Below are 25,326 nucleotides of genomic sequence, written 5' to 3'. Positions count from 1 at the left end.
TTTAACAGTTAAATTTTAAACAAGTGAAAACAACAGAAAATATATTAATAGTAGACCTTGAAGCAACATGTTGGGAAAACCGGCCGCCAAGAGGTCAGGAAAGCGAGATCATCGAAATAGGGGTATGCATCATGAATGCAAAAACCGGTAAGATCTCTAAAAATGAAGGAATTTTAATCAAACCCCAGCATTCAAAAGTTAGTCCGTTCTGTACGGAATTGACTACAATTACCCAAAATATGCTGGATCATGAAGGTATTATGCTGGATGATGCTTTCGATATCCTGAGAGCAGAATATGATTCGGAAGAACTGACATGGGCGAGCTATGGAAACTACGATCTGAATATGCTTCAGAATCAGGCAAGAAGATTCTACACAGATTATCCCATGAGTGATGACCACATTAATGTGAAGACATTATTTGGTGAAATTCATCCTACAATCAGGAAAAGTGTAGGAATGAACAGAGCTTTGGGTGAATTGGGTATGACTTTAGAAGGTACCCACCACAGAGGAGTAGATGATGCCAAAAACATTGCAAAGATTCTGCATTGGTGCCTGAAGAATTATTAAATACTGAAATTGAAACAGATATTTAAAAATGAAGACTGTCTCAAAATGATGAGGCAGTCTTTTTTTATTTTGTTAAATTAAAGATTCTTGCAATGATGAAGCCATAAAGCTCCCTCGGAATAGAATGTCCCATTCCTTCAATAAGAAGCCATTCGGCATTGGGAATAGAATCCGCAATATCTTTTCCACAATCAGGATGAAATATCAGATCGTCTGTTCCATGAATGATTAAAGCCGGAGCCGTTATTTTCTTCAGCACTTCAGGATTATACTGAAAGGAACCCATTGCTAAAAGCTGCCGGATAATTCCGTTTTTGGTTCTGGAACGTATAAGTTCCTCTTCAAGCAAAGCTTTTTCCTGATTCGAATCAAAAATATATCCCGAGCCCGATATTTTCTTTGCAAAACGGATCTTTTCTCTTAGATACTCTTCCTTCTGAAGAACAGGATCAGCAGACACCTGTGTCATCATAGCCATCACTTCCGGATCAGGTTTGGTAAGAGAAGGATTCATAGAAGTAGACATGATGATCGTCAATGATAAGACTCTTCAGGATAATAGGAACCTAAAAGCTGTGCAATAATTCCTCCCATGGAACGTCCTGCAATATGAGCTTTTTCAATATTTAAATGATTAAGAAGACCAATAACATCATTCGCCATATCCATTAAAGAATAAGAAATCCCTTCTTTACTGAGCATTGCAAAAATCTCTTCAATGCTTTTATCAGAAGGTATTTCATTTTTTGCATTAAAAACGGAACTCCCCGAATCTCTGTTATCAAACCGAATAACCCTGAATCCTTTTTCAACCAACAGATCACAGAATGTAATATCCCAACGGATCATCTGACTTCCCAATCCGGAAATTAATACAATGGTATCCGGATTTTTCTCACCAAAGACCTCGTAGCATAATTCCACCTCATTCATATTGACTGTTTTCATTTAATCCCTTTGTGTATTTAATACTATTTCTTCCAATGGTAAAAGCCTTGAGTCCTCTACTGCAGCCATTCTATGACCCACGATTTTCATATAAGCTTCATTTTTTTCGAAACCGAAAAAATCATTAACACTTTTTTGTTTGATTAAGAGGCACAGATCCCAATATTCACTTTCAGGACCTATCAGAAACTGATCTCCTTTTCCCATAAATAAAATTTCTCCGCCGCTTTCCTTTAAATAAGGTTCGGTTTCCCTGATATAGGTAAGATAGGCATCCCAACCGCTTGATTTTTCATTGGGCTTCAGATCCGGATATTCAGAATAATCTGCTTCCTTCTTTAATCTGATGAGATTAAGATTAATAATGGCCCCTTGTATATTTTTAGTAAACAGATGTTTACCTGCCTCAAAAGTAGGAGATAGATATTTTTTTGCCATCACTTTAATATAATTCTGTAGTGAGTCCGGAAATATAAGACTGTTCAGCCTTTTGAATTTCTTTACGATAATTGATAAATTCATTGTTCTGATCCGGAACAACAACGGCAAACTCAAAGGTAAAAGAATCACTTCCCGATTCTGTCCATTCCTTCTGTAACTGAGGATTTGTAAACATGCCTCCGTTTAGCAGAAATTTCATCTTATTCACCAGCGCTTCCAGATGTAACGAAGCCTGAACATATTGTTTACCATTTAATTTGTTGGTAACAGCAAGAACTCCCATTGTTGTTGTATGGTCTTTTGCCTTTTCTCTTAGCTGTTTCTTTAATGCATTTTTCATCTTTTCATTATTGTATATTTCCTCCCAAATCAAATAAAAGTTCATTGACCATGCGCAGCGATTTATTTTTTTTGGAAGAAAGAATTTCTTTAGTAATATTCTCAGCGCTTAGCTTAGCTTCTTCAAATATCTTTTTGCCGTTAGGCGTGATGACCACATAACTTACGCGGGCATCTCTTTCGTTGCTTTCTCTGGATACCAGTCCGATTTTTTCCAATGGATTCAATAACCGGGTGACTCCTGATGCCGTAAGACCTATTTTTTCAGCAAGATCTATTCTCCTCATTCTGCTCTCAGAGGAAGAATAGAGCACATAAAGAATAACAAAGTCATTGAATCCCAGGCCATGAACACTCAGAGAATCAAATTTTCTGGCAATTACAGACTGTAGCTTATTGATGTTTATTAAAAGTAATAATTCTGTGCTTATCATTGAAAAGTATTTGAGTTGTCAAGTATTTTGTTTTGCAAATATATAAAATTTAGGGAATTACAATCCTGTTTTTATTATTTTAAAAAAAATTAACGTATCGGTACGGTAGAATAATTTTGTTGTAAGCCATCATCAATACTAAAAATAAGACACCAAATGTTGTGTAAATATCAGGATATAGAGCTTTTAGCTAATTTTTTTAATTTTATATCTTTAAACAGGGAATTATTTTTATTGTGCTGAGAGCTTTACCAACTATTGTTTTATTAACTTAATATTTGTTAAAAAAATCACTTTTATGGGATAATTTACTGTCTGTCAGTCATTTTTTTTTATTTTAGCCAATGAGAATAAATTGATGTTTGGTAATGAAAGTTTTGATGTAAAATATTTAAACTGTTGTTTGGCTGCAAAGCAGGTCATCAGTACAAAAAAAATCCGGATAGACAAGATATCATTTGATTTTGCTATCGGATTCTTTAAAAGTTACATCCCTGAAAACATTTTTTATTAAATAATTTATTCAATTTTTGTCCGGATCTTTAAGATGATGGACTGATGACAATTTTATATAGGACTTCCTGTTTTAAAGACTTTGTTTTCACAGGAAAAAACTGCTGTTATAAAATACTGTGTATTAATGTTGTAGTGAAGGATTTGAAAAAGTTTTAAATGTTGAAATGAAGATGAATTTACTTTTCATGGAGAGGCCTTATTTATTTCTGTCTCCGGGACTGTTTAATAAATATGAAACTCCCTGTGTTACGGCTTTTGAGACCCTTTTTAACAAACGGTCTTCAAACCATTTTAAAAAATATAAAGGAAAACTGCTGACCTCCATTCTTTCAGCAGCTGGGAGAACGGTTTTTAATAACAAAAACTACGGGCTCTATCATGAACTGTTAAAGTATAATGGGTTTGAACCAGAGAAAGCTCTTATCAAACTGCCTGAAGAATGGAAAAAAATGAATAACCTGAAACAAATTTATACATCAAATTAAAGCCCATGAAAGAAAGACTTTATGAGATCCTTAATGAGGAAAAAGTACATGAGATTATTCCCTTTCTAAAAGAGCTTAGCATTGAAGAAAGGAAAACACTGATACCCTCTATCAAGAAAATGGACCGTGAGATCAGTAAAATTGTAATGACTAAAAACTCCTACCACACGGCAGGATCTGTGAACCAGCATTCCATTATAGATATAGCTTCTTTTGTATGTATGGACAAAAAGAATTTTGGTAAAAATTACTGGAGCCTTTTCCGTAATGCAGAACAGACCGAGCAGATATTGGAATGGGGATGCCCGGACTGGTTTTCAGACTTTATCAATGAATCGGTTGAAGCAGAATTTACAGCCTTCAATTATAAAGATATTTTAGGATGGTCAGAGAAAGGATATGTACAGCCCAAACCTGAATTATTGGGACATCACCTGAGTAATTATCCGGCTGATCTTGACCGTTATCCTGAAACACTTAATACACATTTCTGGTATTTATGTGAATTTCCTTCCAAATCTTTACCCTTCCGTAAAGAATGGTTTCCCATTGTTCAAAAGCTCATTGCTGAGAAGAAAATAGAAAGGAAAAGATTCCTGAAAGAATGCCTTCTGGCTTCCAACAGAAACTTTAATAAAAATGTCACGGGCTGGTTTATGGATGCTTTTACATCATTAAAACCAACGGAAGAAGAATTAGCTGATCTGCAGGATGAACTGCTTGCAGGACTTGTTTCTTCACAGTCAAAAGCCGTGAATACAATATTATCCCACCTGAAAAAAATTGTTGGGGCTGCTGAATTTAAAAATGAAGAATTTTCGCATTACCTTCCGAATTTGCTGAGCTCAGAAGTAAAAACAGTGGTGGTTTCCAGTCTGGGACTTACTGAAAAAATATTTCAGAGAAAGAAGGTAGATCCGGATATGCTCGGAGTGGCTTTAAGTACAGCGTTTGTCAGTAAAGATGATGGCATACAGTCAAAAGCAGCAAAGATCATTCTTAAATACATACCGGCTTCAGAAAATATGATTGAGGCACTTTCTCACTATTCAGATAATATATTGACGAATGTACGTCCGTTTTTAGTAAAATATATTGAAGAAAAACAGCCGGAACTGGAAGCTATAGCTTCGGAAAAACGATTGCTGGCTACAGATGAAAATGCAGTGCAGGTACTTCAGAATTTTGAAGATCTGATGTTCTATCTGCCTTTGGCAATGGACGATCCGTATAGCTATCATTGTGATATTGCTTTGACGGGGTTTATCAGGTTTGCCGGAGATGTGGATGAAGATTCAGTGAAACTGATGGAACCTGTATTTTTAAAGGCCTGTAAAACCATTGCAAAATGGGAAGTTCCTTATCTGAATGTTTTGCTGTGCAATGCTATTATCAATTATGGGCTGGCTTTAATGGAAAAATATCCGGTTCAGCTAAAGAATCTGGAAAAAATATACCAGAAAACAAGGGAGGAAGAAATGACAAGAGAGTCTTACTCCAATTATCAGAAGAAATTAGGTCCCATAGAAGATGTTGGAGCAGATTGTCCTGCAAGACAGGCTTTTAAAGAGATTGCTGTATATGCTGTTGAAAAAATAAAATCCGGGGATAAACTGCCTCTGTTATTTCCTATCACCCATGCACCATGCTGGATTTCCCCTGTGACTCTCGTTGAGAGATTGGAGAATTATCAGAATAATAATACAGAGCCTCATCATCTGGATATCCAGCTGGCCCTGCAGCGCTGCGCTTTGGATGATACTTCAGAAGCTATTGCAGAAACAGAGAAAAGACTAAAAGGGGAATATAGAGAATTACTGCTTTTCTTCTTTGGTAAAAATGAAAAACCGGAAGGCAAGTTTATACACCCTTCATGGTGGATGACAGCCGGAATTACACGTTCACCTGACACTGTTTTTGAAGAATTCAGAAGTTTCGGATATGAAAATATTCCTGTGGAATTCTTTTCAGGGGCTTACCAATGGAAGACCATTGACAATAAGAAAAACTCATACTATCCGGTAGAGCTGAATATTACGATTCCAAAATATCATCTTGAAAAAAGAAAAGAACCTTTGTTCCTGGAATATTTTGTAGCAGAGCAGAAAGAGCTTAATGAAATTCCTGCACTGATGCTGTGCTTTCCCAATACGCCTGCCAATGCTCTGGCGAAAGTAATCAAGTACTGTCTTTTCTATTCAGGAATTGCAGAAGTTTTTGAAAGAAACCTTGTTTTGAATACTGCTAATACACTGTATCAGATCAAGAAACCTCTGGATGAAATTGGTTATCTGTTTCTTGGGACTATTTTCCTGGATGGTGATAAAACCATCCGAGGAACTGCTGCTGAAATCTGGCTTGAACATGTTTCCTGTCAGATGATGGATAACGCAAGGCTGGGAAGAGTGATTGGTCTGCACGAAAAACTGGAGTGGGCACCGGTGAAAAGATTGACAGATCTTATGCAGCATCACATGCTGAATGTGAGTAAAAATCATAACTCTGCTCTCGAGGAATTGATTACCAATATTGTACTTCAAATGGAAGAACCGGTTACCAATCTGAAAAGAATTCTGGAAATTTACCATGAAGTATTGGCATTGAATCATTCATTGGTTCCTAAAGAAATACTTGAAAAATTAAACCACTGGAAAGAAAACTCCAGCCTTAAAAAAATCTGTAATCTACTCCTGAAAAAATAGATCATGGAAGATACGTTTATTTACAACTATTCAGGTGCATCCTCTTTAGTTAGGACAGGTGCGCTTGAAGAGCTGTTCCTCGCCAAATACAATGAGGTATATAAAAATACTGATGCCCCCTGTTTCTTTTGGGGAAATGTAGGGCAGCCCTTTATTTTGGCCCGATGTCTGATCACACTTTCCAACATTGTGAAATCCAGTTTTAATCTGTCGCCGCTTCAGATGGCACACCTTAAAGATCCTATAGTGACAGCAGGAAATGAAAGAGTAAGGTTTGAAGGTTTTTCCCATTGTGCAGGAGTGTATGCAAGAGTAGATGTAATGCCTGATGGATTGGATGGTGAGTTTCTTGAAAGCGGAACAACAAATGTGGATTTCAATCAGCCTATGATAAATGCTTTGGGAAGTATCCGTCCGAATGGAAAAATTATGCTTTCTGTAGGGCAAAAAGAAGTTGGGCTTTATCAGGAAGAAAATAAAATAATAGAAAGAAAAGTTCCATTGCCTGTAAAATGGATCAAAGGATTGGGGACTGTTCAGGTCTATTTATCAGAATCAGTGAAACGCTACACTTTCAATAGAATCCAGACGCAGCAATTGTTTAGAGGAATGCCGAAAGGAGTGGTAAAGTCAGATTATTACTTGATTGTACGCGGAAATAAACCCATCTTTTCTCCGGTACAATCTACAGATTCTGTTTGCATAGGAGGAATTCACAGGCTTCGTCTTTTAGAGCCTCTTCTTCCTTATATTGATTCTATGAAGGTATTTGCACATGCCAATATGCATTCCGTAACATGGCAGCTCAGTATGGGGAATATCCGTTTCAGTTTTTCTTTATCTAGAGAATGCTGGAGAGGTTTCTCAGGGGAAGGCGCAGTGTTAGATAGCCTGATTTCGGATGTTCCCGACGAATGGATTGATGCCTTGGATAAATATGCCTATGCCAACCAGTCCCTTAATCCTGCCACACTTGCTCTGGAAGAGAATATCAGTTTTGACAAAGTTGAAAATAGTACCGGCAGGCTTGCTGCAATGGGATTACTCGGTTACGATCTTGATGACAGGGAATTTTTCTATCGCAGGCTTCCTTTTAAATTAAGCCGTATTATCGGACTCAATCCCCGGATAAAAAATGCTGAAAGATTGATTGAAGACGGAAAAGTAGAAATTTTAAATCATCATAAAACAAGAACAGAAGCTAGAGTAAAAGGAACGGGTGTGCATCACACAGTTATCATTGAAAATGAGCGTGCGCGCTGTACCTGCGAATGGTTCAGTAAATATCAGGGTGAGAGAGGTCCCTGTAAACATGTCCTGGCAGTGAAAAAACTGGTCAATGCTTAAATGCTGCTGATGTTTATTTGGTTATTTTGCTGATAATACAGAGGCATAAAAATCCTACGCCTCTGTATTGTAAAAATTCTATTATTGGCCAGTCTGTTGCATCCATTCTTCATAGCTGAGTACACCTGATTCCGGTCTCCCTTCTCCGTCCAGAACAGAAATAAACTCAAGCTGGTTTCCATCGGGATCATTAAAATAAACAGCCAGTGCAGGCATCCATGCAAATACCATAGGCTCTGCACTTCCGTTTTTCAGAAAGTTGTAAGGTTTTAAATTCTTTTTTTCAAGAAACTCTACAGAATAATTCAAAATATCTTCCTTACTGCAGGAAAAAGCAAAATGTCTGGTCTGAAAATTCTCCTTCTGCTCCCATAATCCGAGCATAAATTCTTTCCCTTCTCCAACCCATAAAAAAGCAATGGGCCTGGTTTCATCTCTATGCGCAAGTTTCAATCCCAGCACTTCTGTATAAAATTGTATTGCATTTTCCAGATTGCTCACCTGAATATGGGTTTCATATATTCCTTTAATCATAGCTTAATTTTTAATCATAGCAAAGCTAGAAAAGCCTTAGTGAAAAATGGAATACAGATGATTTCTTTAATGAAAACGAGTGATAGAAGGATTTTATAATGATGAATGATGAATGATGAATGATGAATGATGAATGATGAATGATGAATGATGAATGCGGTTTTATTTCTCAACCATCAGGGATGGGCTTTAGCCGCCTTATAACAATCTCATTCATTCGGCTTTATCCAAAACTTAAAATCTGCGTAATCTTGCATAATCTGCGAGAATCATTTTAAAAATTAAAAAAAAAATCAAATAAAAATATTCTACGCAAAAAGGTTGCGTAATACTGTTTTTACTTTGCATCAGAAATCAGAGAGGAAGTATCAATCCTTTCCATGTTAACAATAAAAACAGTAACCATGAAATTTAATTTTTTAAAAAAAGAAACTAAAGTAGTACCAAACTACGAAGGTGCCAGAGCCTATGCGATGACACCTGCAGAAGAATTGTATAGTGCTGTTGTTACAACAGGGCTGTCAGATGCCAACTATGAGAAGGGAAATGACAGATTGGAAAGAATACAGTCTCTGATCAAAAAAAATGATCCTGAATTTGTGGCAAAGCTGGCCGTATATGCAAGAAAAGATATGTACTTAAGATCTATTCCATTGGTTTTGACAACTGAACTGGCAAAGCAGATTTCCGGTACAGACCTTGTAAGCAAAACCGTAGATGGAGTCGTGCAGAGAGCGGATGAAATCACAGAATTGCTGGCGTACTACCAGCTTGCCAATAAAAGAACCGATACAAAGAAGCTGAACAAACTATCCAAGCAGATTCAGAAAGGATTGGTAAAATCATTCAATAAATTTGATGAATATCAGTTTGCCAAATACAACAGAAAAGCAGAAGTAACCCTGAAAGATGCATTATTTCTGATTCACCCGAAAGCTAAGGATGAAAACCAACAAGCAGTTTTCAACAAAATTGCCAACAATACACTGGAAACGCCTTATACATGGGAAGTTGAACTTTCCGTTCTGGGCCAGACAAAGTTTGCTAATGATGCAGAAAGAAAACTGGCTTTCAAAAACAAATGGGAAGAACTGATCTTCAGTAACAAATTGGGGTATATGGCAACGATGAGAAACCTGAGAAATATCCTGGAAGCAGGTGTATCACCAGATGCAATGAATAAAGTCTGCAGGTATCTTTCTGATGAAAGAGCCGTCTCCAACTCGAAACAGCTCCCATTCCGATTCCTGGCGGCTTACAGAGAACTGAAAACAATAGATTCTCCATACCTGTCATCAGTATTGGAAGCATTGGAAGATGCTGTAGTGGTAAGTGCTAAAAATATCAAAGGTTTTGGTTTTGATACTTCAGTGGTAATTGCAGCCGATGTATCGGGTTCCATGCAGAAAGCGGTTTCCGGTAAAAGTAAGATTTTACTGTATGATATCGGTTTGCTGATGTCTATGATCCTGCAGTCGCAATGTAAAAATGTGGTGACAGGTATCTTTGGTGACCGTTGGCTAAGAGTTCCCATGCCAAAAAATGGTATTTTAAGGAACGTGGATGCATTCTATAAACGTGAAGGTGAAGTAGGATATTCCACCAATGGTTATCTGGTGATCGAAGATCTGATCAAAAGAGGAGAACAGGTGGATAAGGTAATGCTTTTCACCGATACCCAGCTGTGGGACAGCAGTGGAAACAGAAACTCTTTTGAAAACCTGTGGAACAGATACAAAGCGATCGCTCCCAATGCAAAATTGTATATTTTTGACCTTGCGGGTTATGGTACACAGCCGCTTGATATTAGAAAAAATGATGTACATCTTATTGCGGGTTGGTCAGACAAAATTTTTGATGTACTGAACGCGTTGGAAGACAAAAAGTCTGCAGTAAAAATGATTCAGAAAGTAGTGCTGTAACAGGCACTGCTTTTAAAATAAAAATATAACTTTATTAATAATTAGATTATGAACAAAAGTTTTAATGATTCAGCAGATAAGTCAATTCAAGTATTTACCAATCTTTTAGATGTCATTCAAAAATCGAATAGCATAACTGAAGATACTAAAGTGCGTTTAAATATAAGATTTAGTGAAGATGATCTTAAAGGATTTGACTTTATTAAAAAGATAAATGATATTGCTTCATTAATTGCTATTTCTAATCTTGATTTAACAGTTACAAGTAAGTTTTTATATAATGCTTCCAATAATTGGGAAAAAATATACTGTATTAAAAATGCATATTTAACAATTTTTGAAACATTTAAAACATATAATAAATATAGACAATTTCTTAATGAAGTTTCCAGTGGTTTAACAATATCTATAATTGAAGATTTTAAATGTATAAATAACTCAATAAAAGCTTTCAAAAATAGATATAGCTATGATAATAAAATGAGTATTATCCGCAATAACATTAGCGGACATATCAGTGACAACTTAGAATTGTATTATAATACTATTGTTCAATTTGATGGGGATAAAACAGCAGAAATGATAATTGATTTTTTAAAAATAACTAATGATCTTGAATGGTTTTTAATTAAAATTTTAGATCAAGAGAAATTAAAAAATAATAATCAAGAATTAATAGAAATAGCGAAGAAAATAATGCCAGATTTAAATGATAAAATTAATTTATTGTAATGGGAACTAATTTATTTTTAATATGAATTATGGGAAATTTATTATATAGAATTGAACATGATCTTAAAGAAGGACAAAAGAAAAAAGCATGCGACAGATTAAGAAATATGATTAATCAGTTTCCTAATGACCTTTCCCTAAGAAGAAGATTAGGACAGATTTATTTTGAAGCAGGATTTCTTGATGAAGCAGGTAAATTTTGGATTCTTTCTAAACCAGAGAATAATGAAATGGAAAATGCAGTAGAGATTTACAGAAAGTCTTTAAGCAATTCTGGAAATGCCATTTTAAAAGATATTGTTTTCAGAGGAGATAAAAAACTGCTTGATGAATATGCATTGAAAGTAATCACTGAACTTGAACAACATAGTCTTAAAATCACAAAACAGATTCCTGTTTTCAAAATCAAAACAAGAGAGAAAGGCAGTTATTCAGAAAACAAAACAGATTTTTTAAGTAAAATAGGAATCTTTTTATTGATCGGATTCATTATTTTACTTCCGATTTTAGGGATTTTTAAACTTTTTGAAATTATTTCATCATTATTTTCTCAATAAAAATCAACTACGTAAAAAGATTGCGTACTCACAATATAATTTTGCAGTGTTAATAATACTGGTGCCGTTAGAAAGACCTCCTCCGATTCCAAACTGACAGAGTCTTTCACCAGATTGCCCGGTAGCAACCAATGCCGTTGATAAGAGTTTCATCGTCAACTTCCAATTGAACATCAATTACTCTTATTATTCATTGCTTGGTTTTTAATAGAAAAACAACTGCATAAAAAGAATGCGCAGCAAGAATATAAATTTGTATAAGAAACTAATAACTATGAATAAACATAAAAATCAAGTGTCGTCTTAGAATCATACTTCGAGATTGAGTAAACATTGGGTCGCAGGTTCGAATCCTGCCTTCTCCCCCGAAAAGGAGAGGTAGCTCAGCAGGTAGAGCAAATGCACGGAAGATTCTGAAAAATATTACCTTGATTTGTAAAAGAGTGCCGTAGAAAAGACCTGCTTCGGTTTAATTTGGTTCGACTCCAGAAGGTCATTAAAGTGATCTTGTACAAGTCTTTTCGAATCCTGCCTCTTTTTTATTTTAAAATGAATAACCATGCATATACCAAGTAATCTGACTGAATTTTTATACTGGGTCAAAGAACGCACAGAAAAACTGTGGTCTGTAAATGATGAAAATTGTCCTAAAGGATTTTACGGTGCCAAATGGCAAGGGCTTTCTGAAGAACAGATTGATCAGGTTGAAAGAAAATATGAGGTGAGCTTTACGTCTGAACACAGAGAATTTCTAAAGATTCTTCATGCAATTGACAAAAAAGAAATTGTTGAATATGAAGATGAAGGGACACTGATTGCAGAAGAATGTACTTTCTTTTATAATTGGTTAGAGAATGAAACAGAAATTATCGGTCAGATAAATTCTGTTTACAAATGGATGTGGGATGATATTATGAGTGTCAATCATGTTTGGTTGAAATCCTGGGGAATAAAGCCTAAATCTTTGGAGAGAAAAAAAGAAATTTTTGACGAATGGTTTTCAAAGCTTCCCCAATTATTACCTGTCAGGGATTCAGCTTGTGTTGTAGAAAACAACAATTTAAAATGGAATCCTGTAGTAAGCGTTAGTGGTTCGGATGTTGTTATTCTGGGTTGGGATTTCAGAACTTACTTACTATATGAACTAAGAGATCATCTTGATATTTATACAGATATATATGATGAGGAAGATAAGAGGTTTTATCCGGAACTTATTGATGAGGTACAACAAATATTCAATGAAAACTTTAAGTATGATGAAACCAAATACATTCCTTATCTGAAAGAAATGATTCTCTATTGGTCCTCCGGATGGCGTGGGTTTGGTTTAAGCTATTATTCTGAAGATGCCCGGATTCATCCTATTGTCAAAACATATATTGCTGAAGAAGAAAAATAAAAACAAACAAGTGCCGTAGAAAAATGTTACTTCGCTCATCACGACGGGGTCACGGGTTCGAGTCCCGTCTCTTCCACAACAAAAAACACAGTTTATATAGGAAGAGTAGCTCAGCTGGTTAGAGCACGACTACATTATTCGTTTTTCGCCTTGTTTTATCATACAAGAAGCCGGAAGTGGGACGTTGAAAGATCTTTGTATCGTAATTTTCTATAAAGTCAGATAGATTTTCAGGCTTTAACCCCTTTCTTCTGCCCACTTCCAGCTTCTTTATATTACCATTTTGAAGTGTCGTTAGGAAAAAATTCATCGTACTATAATGACGGGAGGAATAGCGAAGCCGGTTATACCGGCAAGGTTATCCGGTTCGACTCCGGCCAACGACAGCCGGTTTTTTCCTTATTATTACCTTTAAAAAATGCCGGTAGATTATGTACCGGCACTTTTCATTGTATCTTCAAGCTCTTTCTCAAACATTCCTTTCCATTTGGAAAGCGTAGTCCGGCTTATTTTATATTTCCTTGACATATAGCTTGTTGAGTGGCCATGTTTTTTCTGATACTGAAGCAGTTTTAACATCGTCTGCCTGTCATAGGTTTTCAGTTTCTGATTTTCTCTGGACTGCTTGAACAGTTTTTCATTGAATTTAAGTACATCATCACTGGTGTGAAGCTTTTCAAGAAGTTCTTTGATTTTCGGATCTTTCAGCTTTTCAGGATATTCCATCTTTAGCATATCCTGATAAATTCTTTTGTAATTTGGGCGCATGTTTTATCTCTTTATCAGTTGGCATTATCGCTCTTCTGAAGCCATCTGTGAAGCGTACTTTTTGGAATTGAATATTCCTTGATAACTTCGCTTTGGGTCATTTCACCGGAAATAATCCTTTTCATGATAAAATCTTTGATTTCCTGAGTGTAAATGTTTTTCCTGAAATAAGGCGTCTTTTCAGACTTTTGGCTGTTTTTGTTAATTGCAGAAGGCGGTGCGTATAAAATTAAATGTGAACTGTAGAGTCTGAAAAAATCATATTCCAGTAATTTGCTCCATCTTAAAAGAAGATCAGTATCCATTGAGCTGCTGTCGTACATCATCTCAACAGTTTCCTCATCTTTGCCTAAAAATTTGCATATTCTCTCTACTGTTATTTCGTTTTCATCAACTCTCTCCTTAATAAATTTCCCAATATGGATTTCTTTATATAACATTTTTACTGAATATTATTCTTTTGTTTAAACTTATATATAAAAAACGAAAATAGGTGATGTGTATTATTTTGTGTGGTGGTAAATAGCTGACGATAGCTTGAAATTGGTAAAGAAAAGAAATTATGATTAAAAAATACCTTTCGTAAGACTCTATCTTAGAAACGCATTATAGCTTACCAAATATTGTAAAACAGGCGGGTAGGGATCACCTTAATATAATTTGGATATATTCTTTATTTTCAATGGGGTCTTTTCTTCTTCTCTTTCAAACTCTCTTCCTGCCATTTGTGTAAAATAATATATAACCTATTAAGGTTTTGATAGAATTCTGTGAGCTGCGGCTGTTGATGTGTTGATAAACAGCTTTTTGCGCATCGAATTTTTTAATTAGTACCAAATAATCGCTTATTCGTTTTCAAATGTAAACAAAAATAAGAAGTAAAAACAGCTAGAAATGTAAAAATCATACTTTATCTATTTATTTTAAGTAAAATTAACATATTATAAAAGTCGATATGTAAATTGTTTAAAGTGATAACTGTAATCATGAAAAAATCATAAAAAGAAAAAATTGTATACCATTTACACAGTCCATACATTTGCATATCAATGAAAAATACTATAAGCTTATTCGACTTTTCGAAGAAAATCAATTATAAGAACGAACTGCTGGCTGGCTTTACGGTAGCAATGACTATGATTCCTGAATCTCTCTCATTTGCTATTCTGGCTGGTTTGTCTCCGCTTACAGGGCTGTATGCTGCATTTATGATGGGACTTGTAACCGCAGTTTTAGGAGGTCGTCCTGGAATGGTTTCCGGTGGAGCAGGAGCAACGATCGTTGTACTGATTGCTTTGATACAATCTCATGGGATAGAATATCTTTTTGCTACCGTTGCACTTGCCGGAATCTTTCAGATGATGGTAGGAATCTTTAAACTTGGAAAATTTGTGAGACTGATTCCACAGCCTGTTATGTACGGATTTCTGAACGGATTGGCTATTATTATTTTCATGGCACAGGTTGAACAGTTCAAAATCACAGACAGTAATGGCGGAGTAAGTTGGCTGCAGGGAATGCCTTTGTACATTATGGCTGGCTTAACTGCCCTTACAATTGCTATCGTTTACTTTTTTCCAAAAATCACAAAAGTGGTTCCTGCCTCTCTGGTAGCTATTATCATCGTATTTTCAGTAGTTCTCGGATTTAATATTCCAACAAAAACGGTTGCAGATATTGCTCATATCAGTGGAAATCTTCCGGATTTTCATATTCCGAAGGTCCCTTTTTCTCTGGAAACTTTACAGATTATTTTTCCATATGCTTTAATTATGGCCGGGGTCGGTCTTATTGAATCTCTTCTGACATTATCGATGGTAGATGAAATCACGAATAGCAAGGGAAGTGCCAATAAAGAGTCTGTCGCTCAGGGATTGGCTAATATTACCAACGGCTTTTTTGGTGGAATGGGTGGTTGTGCAATGGTAGCACAGACATTGGTAAATCTTAATGCAGGCTCCAGAGCAAGACTATCAGGAATTGTAGCATCACTGCTTATTTTGATAATTATTCTTGTTGGTGCACCTGTCATAGAGAAAATTCCTATGGCTGCTCTGGTAGGAGTGATGATGATGGTTGCTATCAGCACTTTCCAGTGGGTATCAATCAGGATTGTGAATAAAATGCCGAAATCGGACATTTTTGTAGGCGTTACTGTAGCACTGATTACTGTTATTTTACACAACCTTGCTCTAGCAGTGTTGGTTGGGGTGATCATTTCAGCATTGGTTTTTGCCTGGGATAATGCTAAAAGAATCAGAGCGAGAAAACATGTGGATGAAAACGGGGTGAAGTACTATGAAATATATGGGCCTTTATTTTTTGGTTCAGTAACAGCGTTTACAGATAAATTTGATCCTGTGAATGACCCGGATCAGGTGGTTATAGATTTTAAAGAAAGCCGTATTGTAGATATGAGTGCTATTGATGCGCTGGATAAATTGTCCAAACGTTATAAGCAGCAGAATAAAACGATATATCTGCGTCATCTCAGTGAAGATTGCAGAAAAGTATTAAAAAATGCAGAAGCAGTAGTGGAAGTTAATATTCAGGAAGATCCTACCTATAAGGTGATGCCGGAAAAATAGGAAGAGGTCAATGAGTGAATTTTGCTTCGCAAGTGAATGGTGAATTTTTATAGTAAAAAAAAATTGACAGCACATCGAATTGACAATTGACCATTCACAAACAAGACAAGGACTGTAAGAAAAAATCTACAGTCCTTGCTTGTTTAGGTTATTAATGTATTGGCGATAAAATCAGGCACTAAAGCATAGCGTGATAATTTCATACTGATGGAAGCTCTTCCGCTTGTCAATGTTCTCAGATCTGAAATGTACCCGAACGTTGAGGCTAACGGAACTTCCGCTGCAAAAATCTTTCTTCCGGATTTTTCATCAATAGAAGTAATAATTCCTCTTCTTCTGTTGATATCCGCAGTGACAGCACCTGTATATTCCTCAATACTTTGAATTTCTATCTGCATGACAGGCTCCATCAGCTTAGGGCTACATCCTTTTGCTGCAGCTTTGAATCCTTCTCTTGCTGCAATCTCAAAATCAAATGCTGCAGAATCCTGAGCGTGGAAGGAACCGTCAAGAAGGGTGATCTTCATGTTTTCCAGAGGATATCCGTTCAAAGGTCCATACTCCATAGCTTCTCTGAATCCTTTTTCAACAGAAGGAATAAATTCAGTCGGAATAACTCCACCTTTGATCATATTGATAAATTCCAATCCATTATCATTTCCCGGGCCAATCTCAAACGTGATATCAGCGAACTGGCCGCTTCCTCCGTTTTGTTTGGAAAACTTTTCTCGGTGAACTTTAGTTTCCGTTAAGATCTCACGATAAGAAACTTTAGGTTTCCCCTGATTGATTTCAATACCATGATTCAGACGGATTTTCTCTAGGGTAACTTCGAGATGAAGCTCTCCCAATCCACTCAATAAAGTCTCTCCGGTCTGCGGATCTCTTTCAACCACCAAAGAAGGATCTTCTTCCTGTATTTTGGCCAATACCAAACCGAAAGACTTCTCATCACCATTGGTTTTCGGCTCGATAGCAACTCTGATCACAGGAGTCGGAATGGTAATGGCTTCCAGTAATATCGGCTTTTCTAGAGAAGATAGAGAATCACCGGTCTTGGCATCTTTTATTCCTGTCAAAGCAACAATATCTCCTGCTTTAGCTTCGTCCATTGATAATGTTTTATCCGACTGCATCTGTAAAATTCTCGAAATCCTGAAGCTTTCACCCGTTCTTACATTCAGTATCGTATCTCCGGATGTGATTTTTCCGGAATAGACACGAAGCATAGCCAGTCTTCCCATATGTTTATCAATCACCACTTTGAAAACAAGTCCAGAAAGGTGCTTCCTCATTTCTTTCCATTGTTACCGTTTCTTCCGTTTGAGGATCTCTTCCCTGTAGGTCAGCAAGCTGATCCGGTGCCGGAAGATAAGTTACGACAGCATCAAGAAGAGGCTGGATTCCCTTATTTTTAAAGGCTGAACCACATAAAACAGGAACGGCAGATCCGGATCTGCAGACTCTTTGTATCGCTTCTGAGAGCATTTCAACAGTGACTGTTTGTTCAGTATCCATAAAAATTTCAAAGAACATCTCATCATTCTCTGCAAGAGTTTCCATTAATTTAACTCTATATTCATGGGCTTCTGTCATAGAAACAGCAGGAATTTCCTTTTCCATAATGGTTTCTCCATTTTCATCCGTCCAGTATAAGGCTTTCATTTTGATAAGATCAATAACACCTTCAAAATCGTTTTCAGCTCCAATCGGAATCTGAATGGTCAATGGAACAGCATTCAGTTTGGTTTTTATCTCATTGAGAACCGCAAAGAAGTCTGCCCCGATTCTGTCCATCTTATTGATGAAACAGATTTTGGATGTGCCGTGTTTTTCAGCCTGGAACCAAACATTTTCAGTCTGTGGCTGAACTCCTGATGAAGCGCAGAAAACTGCGATTACACTGTCCAGAACTCTTAGAGAGCGTTCTACTTCTACTGCAAAATCAATGTGTCCCGGCGTATCAATAATGTTGATATTATAAACATTGTTATCTTTTTTCCATTGTGTGGAAACTGCAGCCGATGAAATGGTAATTCCTCTGTTTCTTTCCTGGATGTCTTTATCCATGGTGGTATTTCCATCATCTACATTACCGATTTTATGAATAAGTCCTGTGTAATACAAAAGCCTTTCTGATAACGTTGTTTTTCCTGCATCTACGTGTGCTATAATCCCTATATTTCGTGTGTTGTATTTCATTTTGTTTGATTTTAATTGTTGATTTTTAGATCTGTGTTTGGAAAATATTCTGAAAAAATTGAGCACAAAATACACTCCGATCTTATAAAGCCGGTAAAACATTTTCGTATTTCGTATCAAAGTGAAATTTTCAGAGATCTTAACAAACAACAGAAGTTTTTGGATTTGTTAAAGTCTGAAAATAGGGCAGCAAAAAAGACCTATCTGAATAGACAGGTCTTCAATATATTTTTTGGTATAAAAAATCTATAGAACTATTCAGATAAATATTCAGTGCTGCCAAAGAACACAGCTCTGACAGGATTGCTTAACGTTATAATATTTATCATTTTTGTTGACATTGTTGATTGTTAATCGGTTGCGAAATTATAATTTTTTTTTGATTTTCAAAGAATTTTTGAAAATATTTTTTCGTGAACGGATATTAAACACTTTTGAAATCATCTTCTGAGAATCTTTTAAATCCATAGAATTTCATAAAAATATCTTAAAACAGAACTTGAACGTAATGCTTTTATGATAAATATTTTATCTTTGGGAAGAATAGTATCGTGAACACTTTTTGATGATTAGAAAATTTTAAATCTTTTTCAGGAAGCTAAATAAAAACTTTTAACTTAAAACCTATTGAAAACAGATATCGACATCCATAACCACTGTCATTTTTCCTTTGACCTGTGGCTCACTTTAATCAAATCTCATCCTGAATTTAAAGCAAAAAGAGTTGAGCTGTTCTCCTCATTTTTTAACGTAGATAAGCCTATAGAACAGGTTGCGAAAACAGTAAAGTATTATGATGACCTTTGCAATACCATCAACGAAGTAACAGGTGGTAATATCGATACTTTTGAGATCTATCTGATGATTCTCGGTTCGCTGGATGTTGATGTAAAACAATTGAATAAAGAAAAACTCAATGAATTTTACAACAAAAGTGAAGAATTGTTTCTGGAATACAAGCCAGTGGTGATTTTTGAAAATATTCACGATTTTTTTGAGGATATTAAAAATCAGGGAAAGACCATAAATATTCTAAGCAACACTGGATTTATCAAAGGAAAAACAATGAGGAAATTCCTGATTCACGAAAACCTGGATCAGTACATAGATTTCCATATTTATTCTGATGAAATCAACTGTTCCAAACCGAATCCGCTTATTTTTCAGGAAGTGAAGAATAATATTAAAGATCAGGATTTGGCGATGAATCAGATCCTGCATATCGGAGATAATCCGGTGGCAGATTATCAGGGAGCAAAGAACTTTGGCTTCAGTGCCCATTTACTTAAACACTAAAAATAAACATGAATAAAAGATACAGCTTACACCACATTCATTCGGCAGACGAGTTTACGTTCTCACCTGCGGAATACAGTTATTTCAAGTATGGCGATAAGTCGTATGCTGAAAAATTTGCAAGAGAATTATTTGACGGATTTATTTCCGGCAACGAAGCACTTTTAGAGACGGATAAAGAGATTGTAGTGCTTCCAAGTCCTTATATGGCGATTCCTACGGCCTCTAATTTCTTATGTTTTTACTTTAAGAAGCATCTTGATTTTTATTTGTTTCAAAAAGGAAAAAAGTCAAGTATTCTATCGAAAATCAATCGTAATCATACATATATCACAGATTACGGGAATCTTAATTTTGAAGACCGCAAAAATCTGATCGCCAATGATACTTATTATATCGATAAGGATTTTTTGAGAGGAAAACTTTGTATTTTTATAGACGATATCAAAATCACGGGAAGTCATGAATATACAGTCAACAGAATCCTTAATGAATATAATGTTGAGGCAGACTTTATGTTCCTGTATTATGCAGAACTGATGAATTTTGACCTTGACCCGAAAATTGAAAACTTTTTCAACTACTATGCTGTAAAAAATGTAAATCATGTTGCAGAAGTGATGAATAAAGAAAATTTTCAGTTCAATACAAGGATTGTAAAATATATTTTAGGCCTGGAATCAAGTAATTTTGATTATCTTACGTCTCAAGTAAAAAAGGAACAGATGGACCTGCTTTTAGAGCTGGCGATCAGTAACAATTATCATTTAATAAAAGAATACGAAAATAACATCAATACTTTAACACAAACGGAATTATATTATGGCTATTAACTTACAAAAAGGACAAAGAGAAAACATTAACGCACCTAAATTTACTGTAGGTTTAGGATGGGATATCAATAATACTTCTACAGGAACAGCTTTCGACCTTGATGCGTCTTTGTTTTTGCTTGGGGACGACAAAAAATTGGTTTCAGATAATCACTTTATTTTCTATAACAACCTTGAGTCTCCGGACAAATCTGTAATCCACACAGGCGATAACCTTACAGGAGAAGGATCAGGTGACGATGAGCAGATCAAAATTGATCTTACTAAAATTGACAGTGCTATTAAAGAAATTACGGTAGTAGTAACAATTCACGAAGCAGATTCAAGAAAACAAAACTTTGGACAGGTAAGAAATTCTTTCATCAGAATTTTTAATTCAGATACGAATGAAGAAATCTTAAAATACGAATTGGACGAAGATTTCTCAATCGAAACTGCTGTAGAATTCGGAAGAATCTACAACAGAAACGGAGAATGGAAATTTGAGGCTGTAGGTGCAGGACAGCGAGACGGCCTTGAGAAATTTGTATCAATTTATCAGAAGTAATCATGGACAATCAGGAAAATCACCCCATAGATCCGCTAGGATCAATAGAACCCCTTAAAACCTTTGAACCGACTCCAATGGTTCCCCCAACTCCGGCTCAGCCCGCTCAGAATGCGGCACCGGCAGTTCTTGTGGACAGAGAGGGAAATGTAAATCTGACACAGCTGCAGTCAGAAGAACGTCAGAAATATGAAGTTCTTGCGAACTCTATTGACGAGACCAACCCTGGTTCCATCGTGAATTTCGGGGCAGAGCTTCAGAAAACATTAACCAACCAGAGTGACAGCTTCTTAGGAAATGTAAGAAGATCAAACTCAGGAGAAGTTGGTGGGCTTATCAACGACCTTTTGGTAGAGCTTAACTATGTAGATGTAGAAGAGCTTAACGGAAATAAAGTGAAAAGCTTCCTGAGCAAATTGCCATTCATGAAAAAGGTTATGACTCAGGTAGAAAATCTTTTTGCAAAATACGATAAGATCATCAACAATATCGAGCAGATTTCTTATAAAGTAAATGCTGGAATTATCACCTCTACAAAAGATAACGCTGTACTTCAGACTATTTTTGAAAGCAATGTGAATTCTATCAAGCAGATTGAAGAGCTTGTCATTGCAGGTAATATCAGAATGGAAAGAGCGGCAGGCGAGCTTGCTCAGATGGAAGCTAATCCGCAGATTTATCAGGATTATCAGATTGCAGATAAAAGAGATTTCATTGCAAGGCTAGACAGGAGAATGGCTGATCTTAAAGTGGTTCGTGTGATTATGATGCAGTCACTTCCTCAGATCAGACTGGTACAGAACAACAACGTTTCTATCGCTGAAAAAGCACAGACGATTCTTACCACTACACTTCCGGTTTGGAAAAACCAGCTTTCCCTTGCGGTAGCGATGTACAGACAGCAGCAGAATATTGAAATCCAGCAAAAAGTATCTTCTACTACAGAAGAGATTTTAAGAAAGAATGCAGAACGTCTTGGCCAGAATTCAGTGAATGTTGCCAGAGCCAACGAGCAGACTATCGTATCGGTGGAAACATTGAGAGAAACAACATCAATGCTGATCAATACATTGAATGAAGTGAAACAAATCCAGAAACAGGGAGCTGACAACAGAAGAAAACTGGATCAGGATCTTCAGACATTGGAGCACGAACTAAAAGCAAATGTCAGAGGTTAATTTATAGGATACCAAGGTGGGGGATGATGCAGCAACCATATTGTCGCAAAGCAAAAGAAGGTTAACAAAGCTTAAGCTTCTCGCTAATTTTTTTGAACATATTGATATTATATCTATTTACATCAAAACGGATATTATCCACAATCTGTTCCAGGAAAATACGGCTTTAGATTATAATAAACTGGAACTTTTCCACCTGCAGTATACCGACAGCCTTATAGAACTTCTGACTAAAATTAAAAAACAGAAGGAAAATGACATGCTGGCGGTCATCAATGAAATTAACATCAACAGTAAATATATTTCAGGTTTTGAAGAAAGAAGGGTAGATAGTTTTGAGACCGACAGAAAAATGTACAGCGGTGTCTTTTCGCAGCACTTGAAAACAGTGTATAAAGACCTGACGGAAGATCGTTTTACGGCCAATTGGGACAATGTACTGTACTTTCATAAAAAATATGCCCAGGAATTTTACAGATCGGAGGCAGATGAAACACTGCTGAAACCTGATCCTTTTCCTTCCTATCAGTATAAAGAATATTCCATTGAAAGGAAACTGTTGGGAAGGCTTAATATACAGGGATTTAAAGTTCGTTTCGTATGTGGTTACCTTATCGGAACCCACGATTATGAACTTTTTAAAATCTTTCAGTCTGATGATTATTTTATTTTCAGTGTAGACGAAAAGAAATTGTATCTTTTCGACAAAGAACTGGATAAGCTGGATATTTCCGAAAATCAGTCTAACCAGAGTTCCATTATTGATCAGCTGAGAAGCAAAAACGAGCAGCTGGAACATAGTATGAACGAAAGAAAGCGTACTTTGCCAGCTGAAGTGGAAGGAGTTCTGAAAGATTATATTAAAAACCTCGAAAATATGGATATTATGAGCAAGATATTTGACTTCGACGAAGAAACGAATATTCTGCGGGCAATGCTTAATTTGAATTTGAATAATAACTAGAACGAAATTTGAAAAGCAAAGAAGATTACCTTTTTTGCAAAAAAGTAAATAACAACTAAACATAGAAAGATGGCTATCAACTTACAAAAAGGTCAGAGAATTAACCTTAAAAAAGAAAATGGAGCTGAGCTTTCCCAGGCTTGTGTAGGAATCAACTGGGGAGCAATCGAAAAGAAAGGATTTTTCGGAACAAAGAAAGAAGCAGTAGACTTAGACGGAAGCTGTATTTTATATGATTCAAACAAAAACGTTACAGAAGTAATCTATTTCGGAAATCTTAAATCCAGAAACGGATCTGTAAGACACAGCGGAGACGACCTTACCGGTGACGTAAACGGAGATGACGGATTGGATAATGAAGTAATCACGGTAGATTTCAGCCAGCTGGAACCGAATGTTGAGCATGTGGCAATGGTTTTGAACAGCTACAGGGGTCAGGATTTCGGGACTATTCCTTTTGCTTCTATCCGTATTTATGAAGGATCTCCTACCAATGTAAGAGAGGTTTTTGCAAAATATGATATTGCGAATGACGCATCTTTCAGTGGACATGTTGCCATGGTAATGGGGGTTTTCTACAAGAGAAACGGAGAATGGAAATTCAATGCGATCGGAGATCCTACAGCAGATAAAAAGCTGGAGCAGACGATCCAGACAGTGCAGATGAATTATCTATAATCAATTGTCAATCAAAAGATAAATAAAATAGCAATATTTGTACTCTGTGCATCTATTGCTTTTATCATATAATAACATAACTCAAGTGGAACATCAAAGTATTTTAGAACTGCACCCTGGTCTGGTGTGGGGATTCGCAGTAACGGTCGTTATCATGCTGCTCCTGGACTTAGGGGTATTTAATAAAAAAAGTCATGAAGTCTCTTCCAAAGAAGCTACCATCTGGTCTATCGTATGGATTTCGCTTTCCATGGTTTTTTCAGGGGTGGTATATTGGGTATTCAATACCGACGGAAGCCCTGAAAGCCATGCTTTGGCAGTAGAGAAATTTACACAGTATCAGGCTGCCTATTGGATTGAAAAAGCCTTGTCTGTGGATAATTTATTTGTATTTATCCTCGTTTTCGGGTTCTTTAAAGTTCCGAAACATCTTCATCACAAAGTCCTTTTCTGGGGGATTATCGGAGCGCTGATCTTCAGAGCTATATTCATCTTTGCAGGAGTAGGACTGATTAATCTTACCTATCTTCCTGAAATGAATATCTTCGGTGAAGCAGTGAAAATCAACGTAGTCATGACCTTATTCGGATTATTCCTTGTCTATGCAGGAATCAAATCCTGGGGTGACGGTGACGATGATGACGATGAAGATTACAGCAATACGGCAGGAGCAAAGCTGATCAAAAGTTTCTGGAAAGTTTCAGACAATTATGATGGAGATAAATTCTTTACCATTCAGAACGGAATTAAAATGGCAACTCCTCTTTTAGTGGTAGTAGGAGTTATTGAATTTACGGACGTTCTTTTCGCTGTAGATTCCATCCCGGCGATCTTTGCAATCTCAAATGACCCTTTTATCCTTTATACATCGAATATCTTTGCAATTTTAGGATTAAGATCATTATACTTCCTGCTGGCAAACTTTATTCATATGTTCAGCAAACTTCCATACGGATTGGCGATTATCCTGTCCTTCATTGGAGTTAAGATGCTTATTGCGCCATGGATTCATATTCCGTCTCCGGTTTCATTAGGAATCGTAGGAGGTGTATTGGTGATCTCTGTTCTTTTATCCGTTATCTTCCCTGAAAAAGAAGAAGAAAAGAAAGAAGAACTGGAAGAATAACCCTATTTAAAATATACTATCAAGCCTCTGGAATCTATTTCTGGAGGCTTTTTCTATTCATATTCTTAATTGGACAACGCAAAGGCGCAAAGAAGATAAAATTATGCTGCTTTTTAAGACGCAAGAAAATTAAAGATTTTCAGCAAGATTACTTCGCAATTACCGGTTTCATTCAAAGCCTTTATTAGCATTATTAAGTTTTATCGGAGATAAAA

The 25,326-nt window shown here is 36.2% G+C and carries 26 protein-coding genes; 16 read left to right on the top strand and 10 right to left on the bottom strand.

All coding sequences use genetic code 11. From position 1 onward, the window contains the following. The first annotated feature begins 23 nt into the window (after positions 1 to 23). Positions 24 to 575, top strand: coding sequence for a 3'-5' exonuclease (locus AC5YGI_RS11940; protein ID WP_202843595.1), 552 nt, complete (start codon positions 24 to 26; stop codon positions 573 to 575). A gap of 64 nt (positions 576 to 639) precedes the next feature. On the opposite strand, the gene AC5YGI_RS11935 is transcribed toward AC5YGI_RS11940, so the two are convergent. The 5 genes from AC5YGI_RS11935 to AC5YGI_RS11915 are packed head-to-tail and all read right to left on the bottom strand — an operon-like array spanning position 640 to position 2,737. Beyond that, positions 640 to 1,101 (bottom strand): alpha/beta fold hydrolase, encoded by a 462-nt coding sequence (locus tag AC5YGI_RS11935; protein ID WP_496168457.1) that lies wholly within the window; start codon positions 1,099 to 1,101, stop codon positions 640 to 642. Between the two features lie 8 nt (positions 1,102 to 1,109). Next, on the bottom strand, positions 1,110 to 1,523 hold the full coding sequence (locus tag AC5YGI_RS11930; protein ID WP_496168456.1) for an alpha/beta fold hydrolase: 414 nt from the start codon (positions 1,521 to 1,523) through the stop codon (positions 1,110 to 1,112). Continuing rightward, positions 1,524 to 1,961 carry a DUF1330 domain-containing protein gene (locus tag AC5YGI_RS11925; protein WP_496168455.1) on the bottom strand — a complete coding sequence of 146 codons (438 nt, stop codon included), beginning with the start codon at positions 1,959 to 1,961 and terminating at the stop codon, positions 1,524 to 1,526. Positions 1,962 to 1,965: 4 nt separating this feature from the next. Continuing rightward, complete coding sequence (locus AC5YGI_RS11920; protein WP_496168454.1) at positions 1,966 to 2,304, bottom strand: GIY-YIG nuclease family protein; 339 nt, start codon at positions 2,302 to 2,304, stop codon at positions 1,966 to 1,968. Between the two features lie 7 nt (positions 2,305 to 2,311). Next, on the bottom strand, positions 2,312 to 2,737 hold the full coding sequence (locus AC5YGI_RS11915) for a MarR family winged helix-turn-helix transcriptional regulator (protein ID WP_496168453.1): 426 nt from the start codon (positions 2,735 to 2,737) through the stop codon (positions 2,312 to 2,314). Positions 2,738 to 3,417: 680 nt separating this feature from the next. Here AC5YGI_RS11915 and AC5YGI_RS11910 point away from each other — a divergent pair. Genes AC5YGI_RS11910 through AC5YGI_RS11900 form a run of 3 tightly spaced genes read left to right on the top strand, consistent with a single transcriptional unit; the run spans position 3,418 to position 7,787 of the window. Then, positions 3,418 to 3,738 (top strand): hypothetical protein, encoded by a 321-nt coding sequence (locus AC5YGI_RS11910; RefSeq protein ID WP_496168452.1) that lies wholly within the window; start codon positions 3,418 to 3,420, stop codon positions 3,736 to 3,738. A gap of 5 nt (positions 3,739 to 3,743) precedes the next feature. Further along, entirely contained in the window at positions 3,744 to 6,440 is a 2,697-nt protein-coding gene (locus AC5YGI_RS11905) for a DUF6493 family protein (protein WP_496168451.1), read from the top strand. A 3-nt stretch (positions 6,441 to 6,443) separates the two neighbouring features. Next, the gene (locus tag AC5YGI_RS11900; protein WP_496168450.1) at positions 6,444 to 7,787 is read left to right on the top strand and encodes an SWIM zinc finger family protein; all 1,344 of its coding nucleotides are present in this window, start codon (positions 6,444 to 6,446) and stop codon (positions 7,785 to 7,787) included. 81 nt (positions 7,788 to 7,868) lie between these two features. Here AC5YGI_RS11900 and AC5YGI_RS11895 read toward each other — a convergent pair whose 3' ends face one another. Next, positions 7,869 to 8,321, bottom strand: a complete 453-nt coding sequence (locus AC5YGI_RS11895; RefSeq protein WP_496168449.1) for a VOC family protein — start codon at positions 8,319 to 8,321, stop codon at positions 7,869 to 7,871. A gap of 404 nt (positions 8,322 to 8,725) precedes the next feature. Here AC5YGI_RS11895 and AC5YGI_RS11890 point away from each other — a divergent pair, with 404 nt between their 5' ends. From AC5YGI_RS11890 to AC5YGI_RS11875, 4 genes are all read left to right on the top strand, one after another. Further along, positions 8,726 to 10,243 carry a TROVE domain-containing protein gene (locus tag AC5YGI_RS11890; protein WP_330745318.1) on the top strand — a complete coding sequence of 506 codons (1,518 nt, stop codon included), beginning with the start codon at positions 8,726 to 8,728 and terminating at the stop codon, positions 10,241 to 10,243. A gap of 48 nt (positions 10,244 to 10,291) precedes the next feature. Continuing rightward, the gene (locus tag AC5YGI_RS11885) at positions 10,292 to 10,975 is read left to right on the top strand and encodes a hypothetical protein (protein ID WP_496168447.1); all 684 of its coding nucleotides are present in this window, start codon (positions 10,292 to 10,294) and stop codon (positions 10,973 to 10,975) included. Positions 10,976 to 11,004: 29 nt separating this feature from the next. Then, positions 11,005 to 11,532, top strand: coding sequence for a DUF6584 family protein (locus AC5YGI_RS11880; protein WP_496168446.1), 528 nt, complete (start codon positions 11,005 to 11,007; stop codon positions 11,530 to 11,532). 559 nt (positions 11,533 to 12,091) lie between these two features. Continuing rightward, positions 12,092 to 12,931, top strand: coding sequence for a hypothetical protein (locus tag AC5YGI_RS11875; RefSeq protein ID WP_496168445.1), 840 nt, complete (start codon positions 12,092 to 12,094; stop codon positions 12,929 to 12,931). A gap of 429 nt (positions 12,932 to 13,360) precedes the next feature. Here AC5YGI_RS11875 and AC5YGI_RS11870 read toward each other — a convergent pair whose 3' ends face one another. Beyond that, entirely contained in the window at positions 13,361 to 13,699 is a 339-nt protein-coding gene (locus tag AC5YGI_RS11870; RefSeq protein WP_110009580.1) for a hypothetical protein, read from the bottom strand. Positions 13,700 to 13,713: 14 nt separating this feature from the next. Continuing rightward, entirely contained in the window at positions 13,714 to 14,139 is a 426-nt protein-coding gene (locus AC5YGI_RS11865) for a transposase (protein ID WP_110009579.1), read from the bottom strand. A 609-nt stretch (positions 14,140 to 14,748) separates the two neighbouring features. Here AC5YGI_RS11865 and AC5YGI_RS11860 point away from each other — a divergent pair. Further along, on the top strand, positions 14,749 to 16,287 hold the full coding sequence (locus AC5YGI_RS11860; RefSeq protein WP_454511472.1) for a SulP family inorganic anion transporter: 1,539 nt from the start codon (positions 14,749 to 14,751) through the stop codon (positions 16,285 to 16,287). A 143-nt stretch (positions 16,288 to 16,430) separates the two neighbouring features. On the opposite strand, the gene AC5YGI_RS11855 is transcribed toward AC5YGI_RS11860, so the two are convergent. Beyond that, positions 16,431 to 17,582, bottom strand: coding sequence for an EF-Tu/IF-2/RF-3 family GTPase (locus AC5YGI_RS11855; protein ID WP_496168444.1), 1,152 nt, complete (start codon positions 17,580 to 17,582; stop codon positions 16,431 to 16,433). After that, positions 17,539 to 18,489: a GTP-binding protein gene (locus tag AC5YGI_RS11850; protein ID WP_496168442.1), complete on the bottom strand. Its 951-nt coding sequence runs from the start codon at positions 18,487 to 18,489 to the stop codon at positions 17,539 to 17,541. Before AC5YGI_RS11850 ends, AC5YGI_RS11855 begins: the two co-directional genes overlap by 44 nt. A gap of 627 nt (positions 18,490 to 19,116) precedes the next feature. Here AC5YGI_RS11850 and AC5YGI_RS11845 point away from each other — a divergent pair. From AC5YGI_RS11845 to AC5YGI_RS11815, 7 genes are all read left to right on the top strand, one after another. Next, on the top strand, positions 19,117 to 19,785 hold the full coding sequence (locus tag AC5YGI_RS11845; RefSeq protein ID WP_330745323.1) for an HAD family hydrolase: 669 nt from the start codon (positions 19,117 to 19,119) through the stop codon (positions 19,783 to 19,785). Positions 19,786 to 19,793: 8 nt separating this feature from the next. After that, the gene (locus tag AC5YGI_RS11840) at positions 19,794 to 20,618 is read left to right on the top strand and encodes a phosphoribosyltransferase family protein (RefSeq protein WP_446106710.1); all 825 of its coding nucleotides are present in this window, start codon (positions 19,794 to 19,796) and stop codon (positions 20,616 to 20,618) included. Beyond that, positions 20,608 to 21,165, top strand: coding sequence for a TerD family protein (locus AC5YGI_RS11835; protein ID WP_062675525.1), 558 nt, complete (start codon positions 20,608 to 20,610; stop codon positions 21,163 to 21,165). The genes AC5YGI_RS11840 and AC5YGI_RS11835 overlap by 11 nt, the downstream gene beginning before the upstream one ends. 2 nt (positions 21,166 to 21,167) lie before the next feature. After that, entirely contained in the window at positions 21,168 to 22,343 is a 1,176-nt protein-coding gene (locus AC5YGI_RS11830; protein ID WP_496168440.1) for a toxic anion resistance protein, read from the top strand. A gap of 16 nt (positions 22,344 to 22,359) precedes the next feature. Then, positions 22,360 to 23,307 (top strand): hypothetical protein, encoded by a 948-nt coding sequence (locus tag AC5YGI_RS11825; protein ID WP_110009575.1) that lies wholly within the window; start codon positions 22,360 to 22,362, stop codon positions 23,305 to 23,307. Positions 23,308 to 23,376: 69 nt separating this feature from the next. Continuing rightward, entirely contained in the window at positions 23,377 to 23,985 is a 609-nt protein-coding gene (locus tag AC5YGI_RS11820; RefSeq protein ID WP_047428248.1) for a TerD family protein, read from the top strand. 85 nt (positions 23,986 to 24,070) lie between these two features. Further along, positions 24,071 to 25,111, top strand: coding sequence for a TerC/Alx family metal homeostasis membrane protein (locus AC5YGI_RS11815; RefSeq protein WP_496168438.1), 1,041 nt, complete (start codon positions 24,071 to 24,073; stop codon positions 25,109 to 25,111). Positions 25,112 to 25,326: the final 215 nt, after the last annotated feature.

This window comes from Chryseobacterium sp. CS3K3.1, from assembly GCF_059515165.1.
Note: the sequence above shows the minus strand (reverse complement) of the source record. Positions and strands in the feature narration are given on the sequence as shown.

What these genes read in the sequence shown, in the direction of transcription:
- AC5YGI_RS11865 (WP_110009579.1), bottom strand. Translation starts at nt 14,139, where the DNA reads ATGTTATATAAAGAAATCCATATTGGGAAATTTATTAAGGAGAGAGTT.
- AC5YGI_RS11875 (WP_496168445.1), top strand. Translation starts at nt 12,092, where the DNA reads ATGCATATACCAAGTAATCTGACTGAATTTTTATACTGGGTCAAAGAA.
- AC5YGI_RS11930 (WP_496168456.1), bottom strand. Translation starts at nt 1,523, where the DNA reads ATGAAAACAGTCAATATGAATGAGGTGGAATTATGCTACGAGGTCTTT.
- AC5YGI_RS11885 (WP_496168447.1), top strand. Translation starts at nt 10,292, where the DNA reads ATGAACAAAAGTTTTAATGATTCAGCAGATAAGTCAATTCAAGTATTT.
- AC5YGI_RS11835 (WP_062675525.1), top strand. Translation starts at nt 20,608, where the DNA reads ATGGCTATTAACTTACAAAAAGGACAAAGAGAAAACATTAACGCACCT.
- AC5YGI_RS11880 (WP_496168446.1), top strand. Translation starts at nt 11,005, where the DNA reads ATGGGAAATTTATTATATAGAATTGAACATGATCTTAAAGAAGGACAA.
- AC5YGI_RS11935 (WP_496168457.1), bottom strand. Translation starts at nt 1,101, where the DNA reads ATGTCTACTTCTATGAATCCTTCTCTTACCAAACCTGATCCGGAAGTG.
- AC5YGI_RS11830 (WP_496168440.1), top strand. Translation starts at nt 21,168, where the DNA reads ATGGACAATCAGGAAAATCACCCCATAGATCCGCTAGGATCAATAGAA.
- AC5YGI_RS11870 (WP_110009580.1), bottom strand. Translation starts at nt 13,699, where the DNA reads ATGCGCCCAAATTACAAAAGAATTTATCAGGATATGCTAAAGATGGAA.
- AC5YGI_RS11860 (WP_454511472.1), top strand. Translation starts at nt 14,749, where the DNA reads ATGAAAAATACTATAAGCTTATTCGACTTTTCGAAGAAAATCAATTAT.
- AC5YGI_RS11895 (WP_496168449.1), bottom strand. Translation starts at nt 8,321, where the DNA reads ATGATTAAAGGAATATATGAAACCCATATTCAGGTGAGCAATCTGGAA.
- AC5YGI_RS11840 (WP_446106710.1), top strand. Translation starts at nt 19,794, where the DNA reads ATGAATAAAAGATACAGCTTACACCACATTCATTCGGCAGACGAGTTT.
- AC5YGI_RS11900 (WP_496168450.1), top strand. Translation starts at nt 6,444, where the DNA reads ATGGAAGATACGTTTATTTACAACTATTCAGGTGCATCCTCTTTAGTT.
- AC5YGI_RS11915 (WP_496168453.1), bottom strand. Translation starts at nt 2,737, where the DNA reads ATGATAAGCACAGAATTATTACTTTTAATAAACATCAATAAGCTACAG.
- AC5YGI_RS11920 (WP_496168454.1), bottom strand. Translation starts at nt 2,304, where the DNA reads ATGAAAAATGCATTAAAGAAACAGCTAAGAGAAAAGGCAAAAGACCAT.
- AC5YGI_RS11890 (WP_330745318.1), top strand. Translation starts at nt 8,726, where the DNA reads ATGAAATTTAATTTTTTAAAAAAAGAAACTAAAGTAGTACCAAACTAC.
- AC5YGI_RS11850 (WP_496168442.1), bottom strand. Translation starts at nt 18,489, where the DNA reads ATGAAATACAACACACGAAATATAGGGATTATAGCACACGTAGATGCA.
- AC5YGI_RS11855 (WP_496168444.1), bottom strand. Translation starts at nt 17,582, where the DNA reads ATGAGGAAGCACCTTTCTGGACTTGTTTTCAAAGTGGTGATTGATAAA.
- AC5YGI_RS11925 (WP_496168455.1), bottom strand. Translation starts at nt 1,961, where the DNA reads ATGGCAAAAAAATATCTATCTCCTACTTTTGAGGCAGGTAAACATCTG.
- AC5YGI_RS11905 (WP_496168451.1), top strand. Translation starts at nt 3,744, where the DNA reads ATGAAAGAAAGACTTTATGAGATCCTTAATGAGGAAAAAGTACATGAG.
- AC5YGI_RS11820 (WP_047428248.1), top strand. Translation starts at nt 23,377, where the DNA reads ATGGCTATCAACTTACAAAAAGGTCAGAGAATTAACCTTAAAAAAGAA.
- AC5YGI_RS11910 (WP_496168452.1), top strand. Translation starts at nt 3,418, where the DNA reads ATGAAGATGAATTTACTTTTCATGGAGAGGCCTTATTTATTTCTGTCT.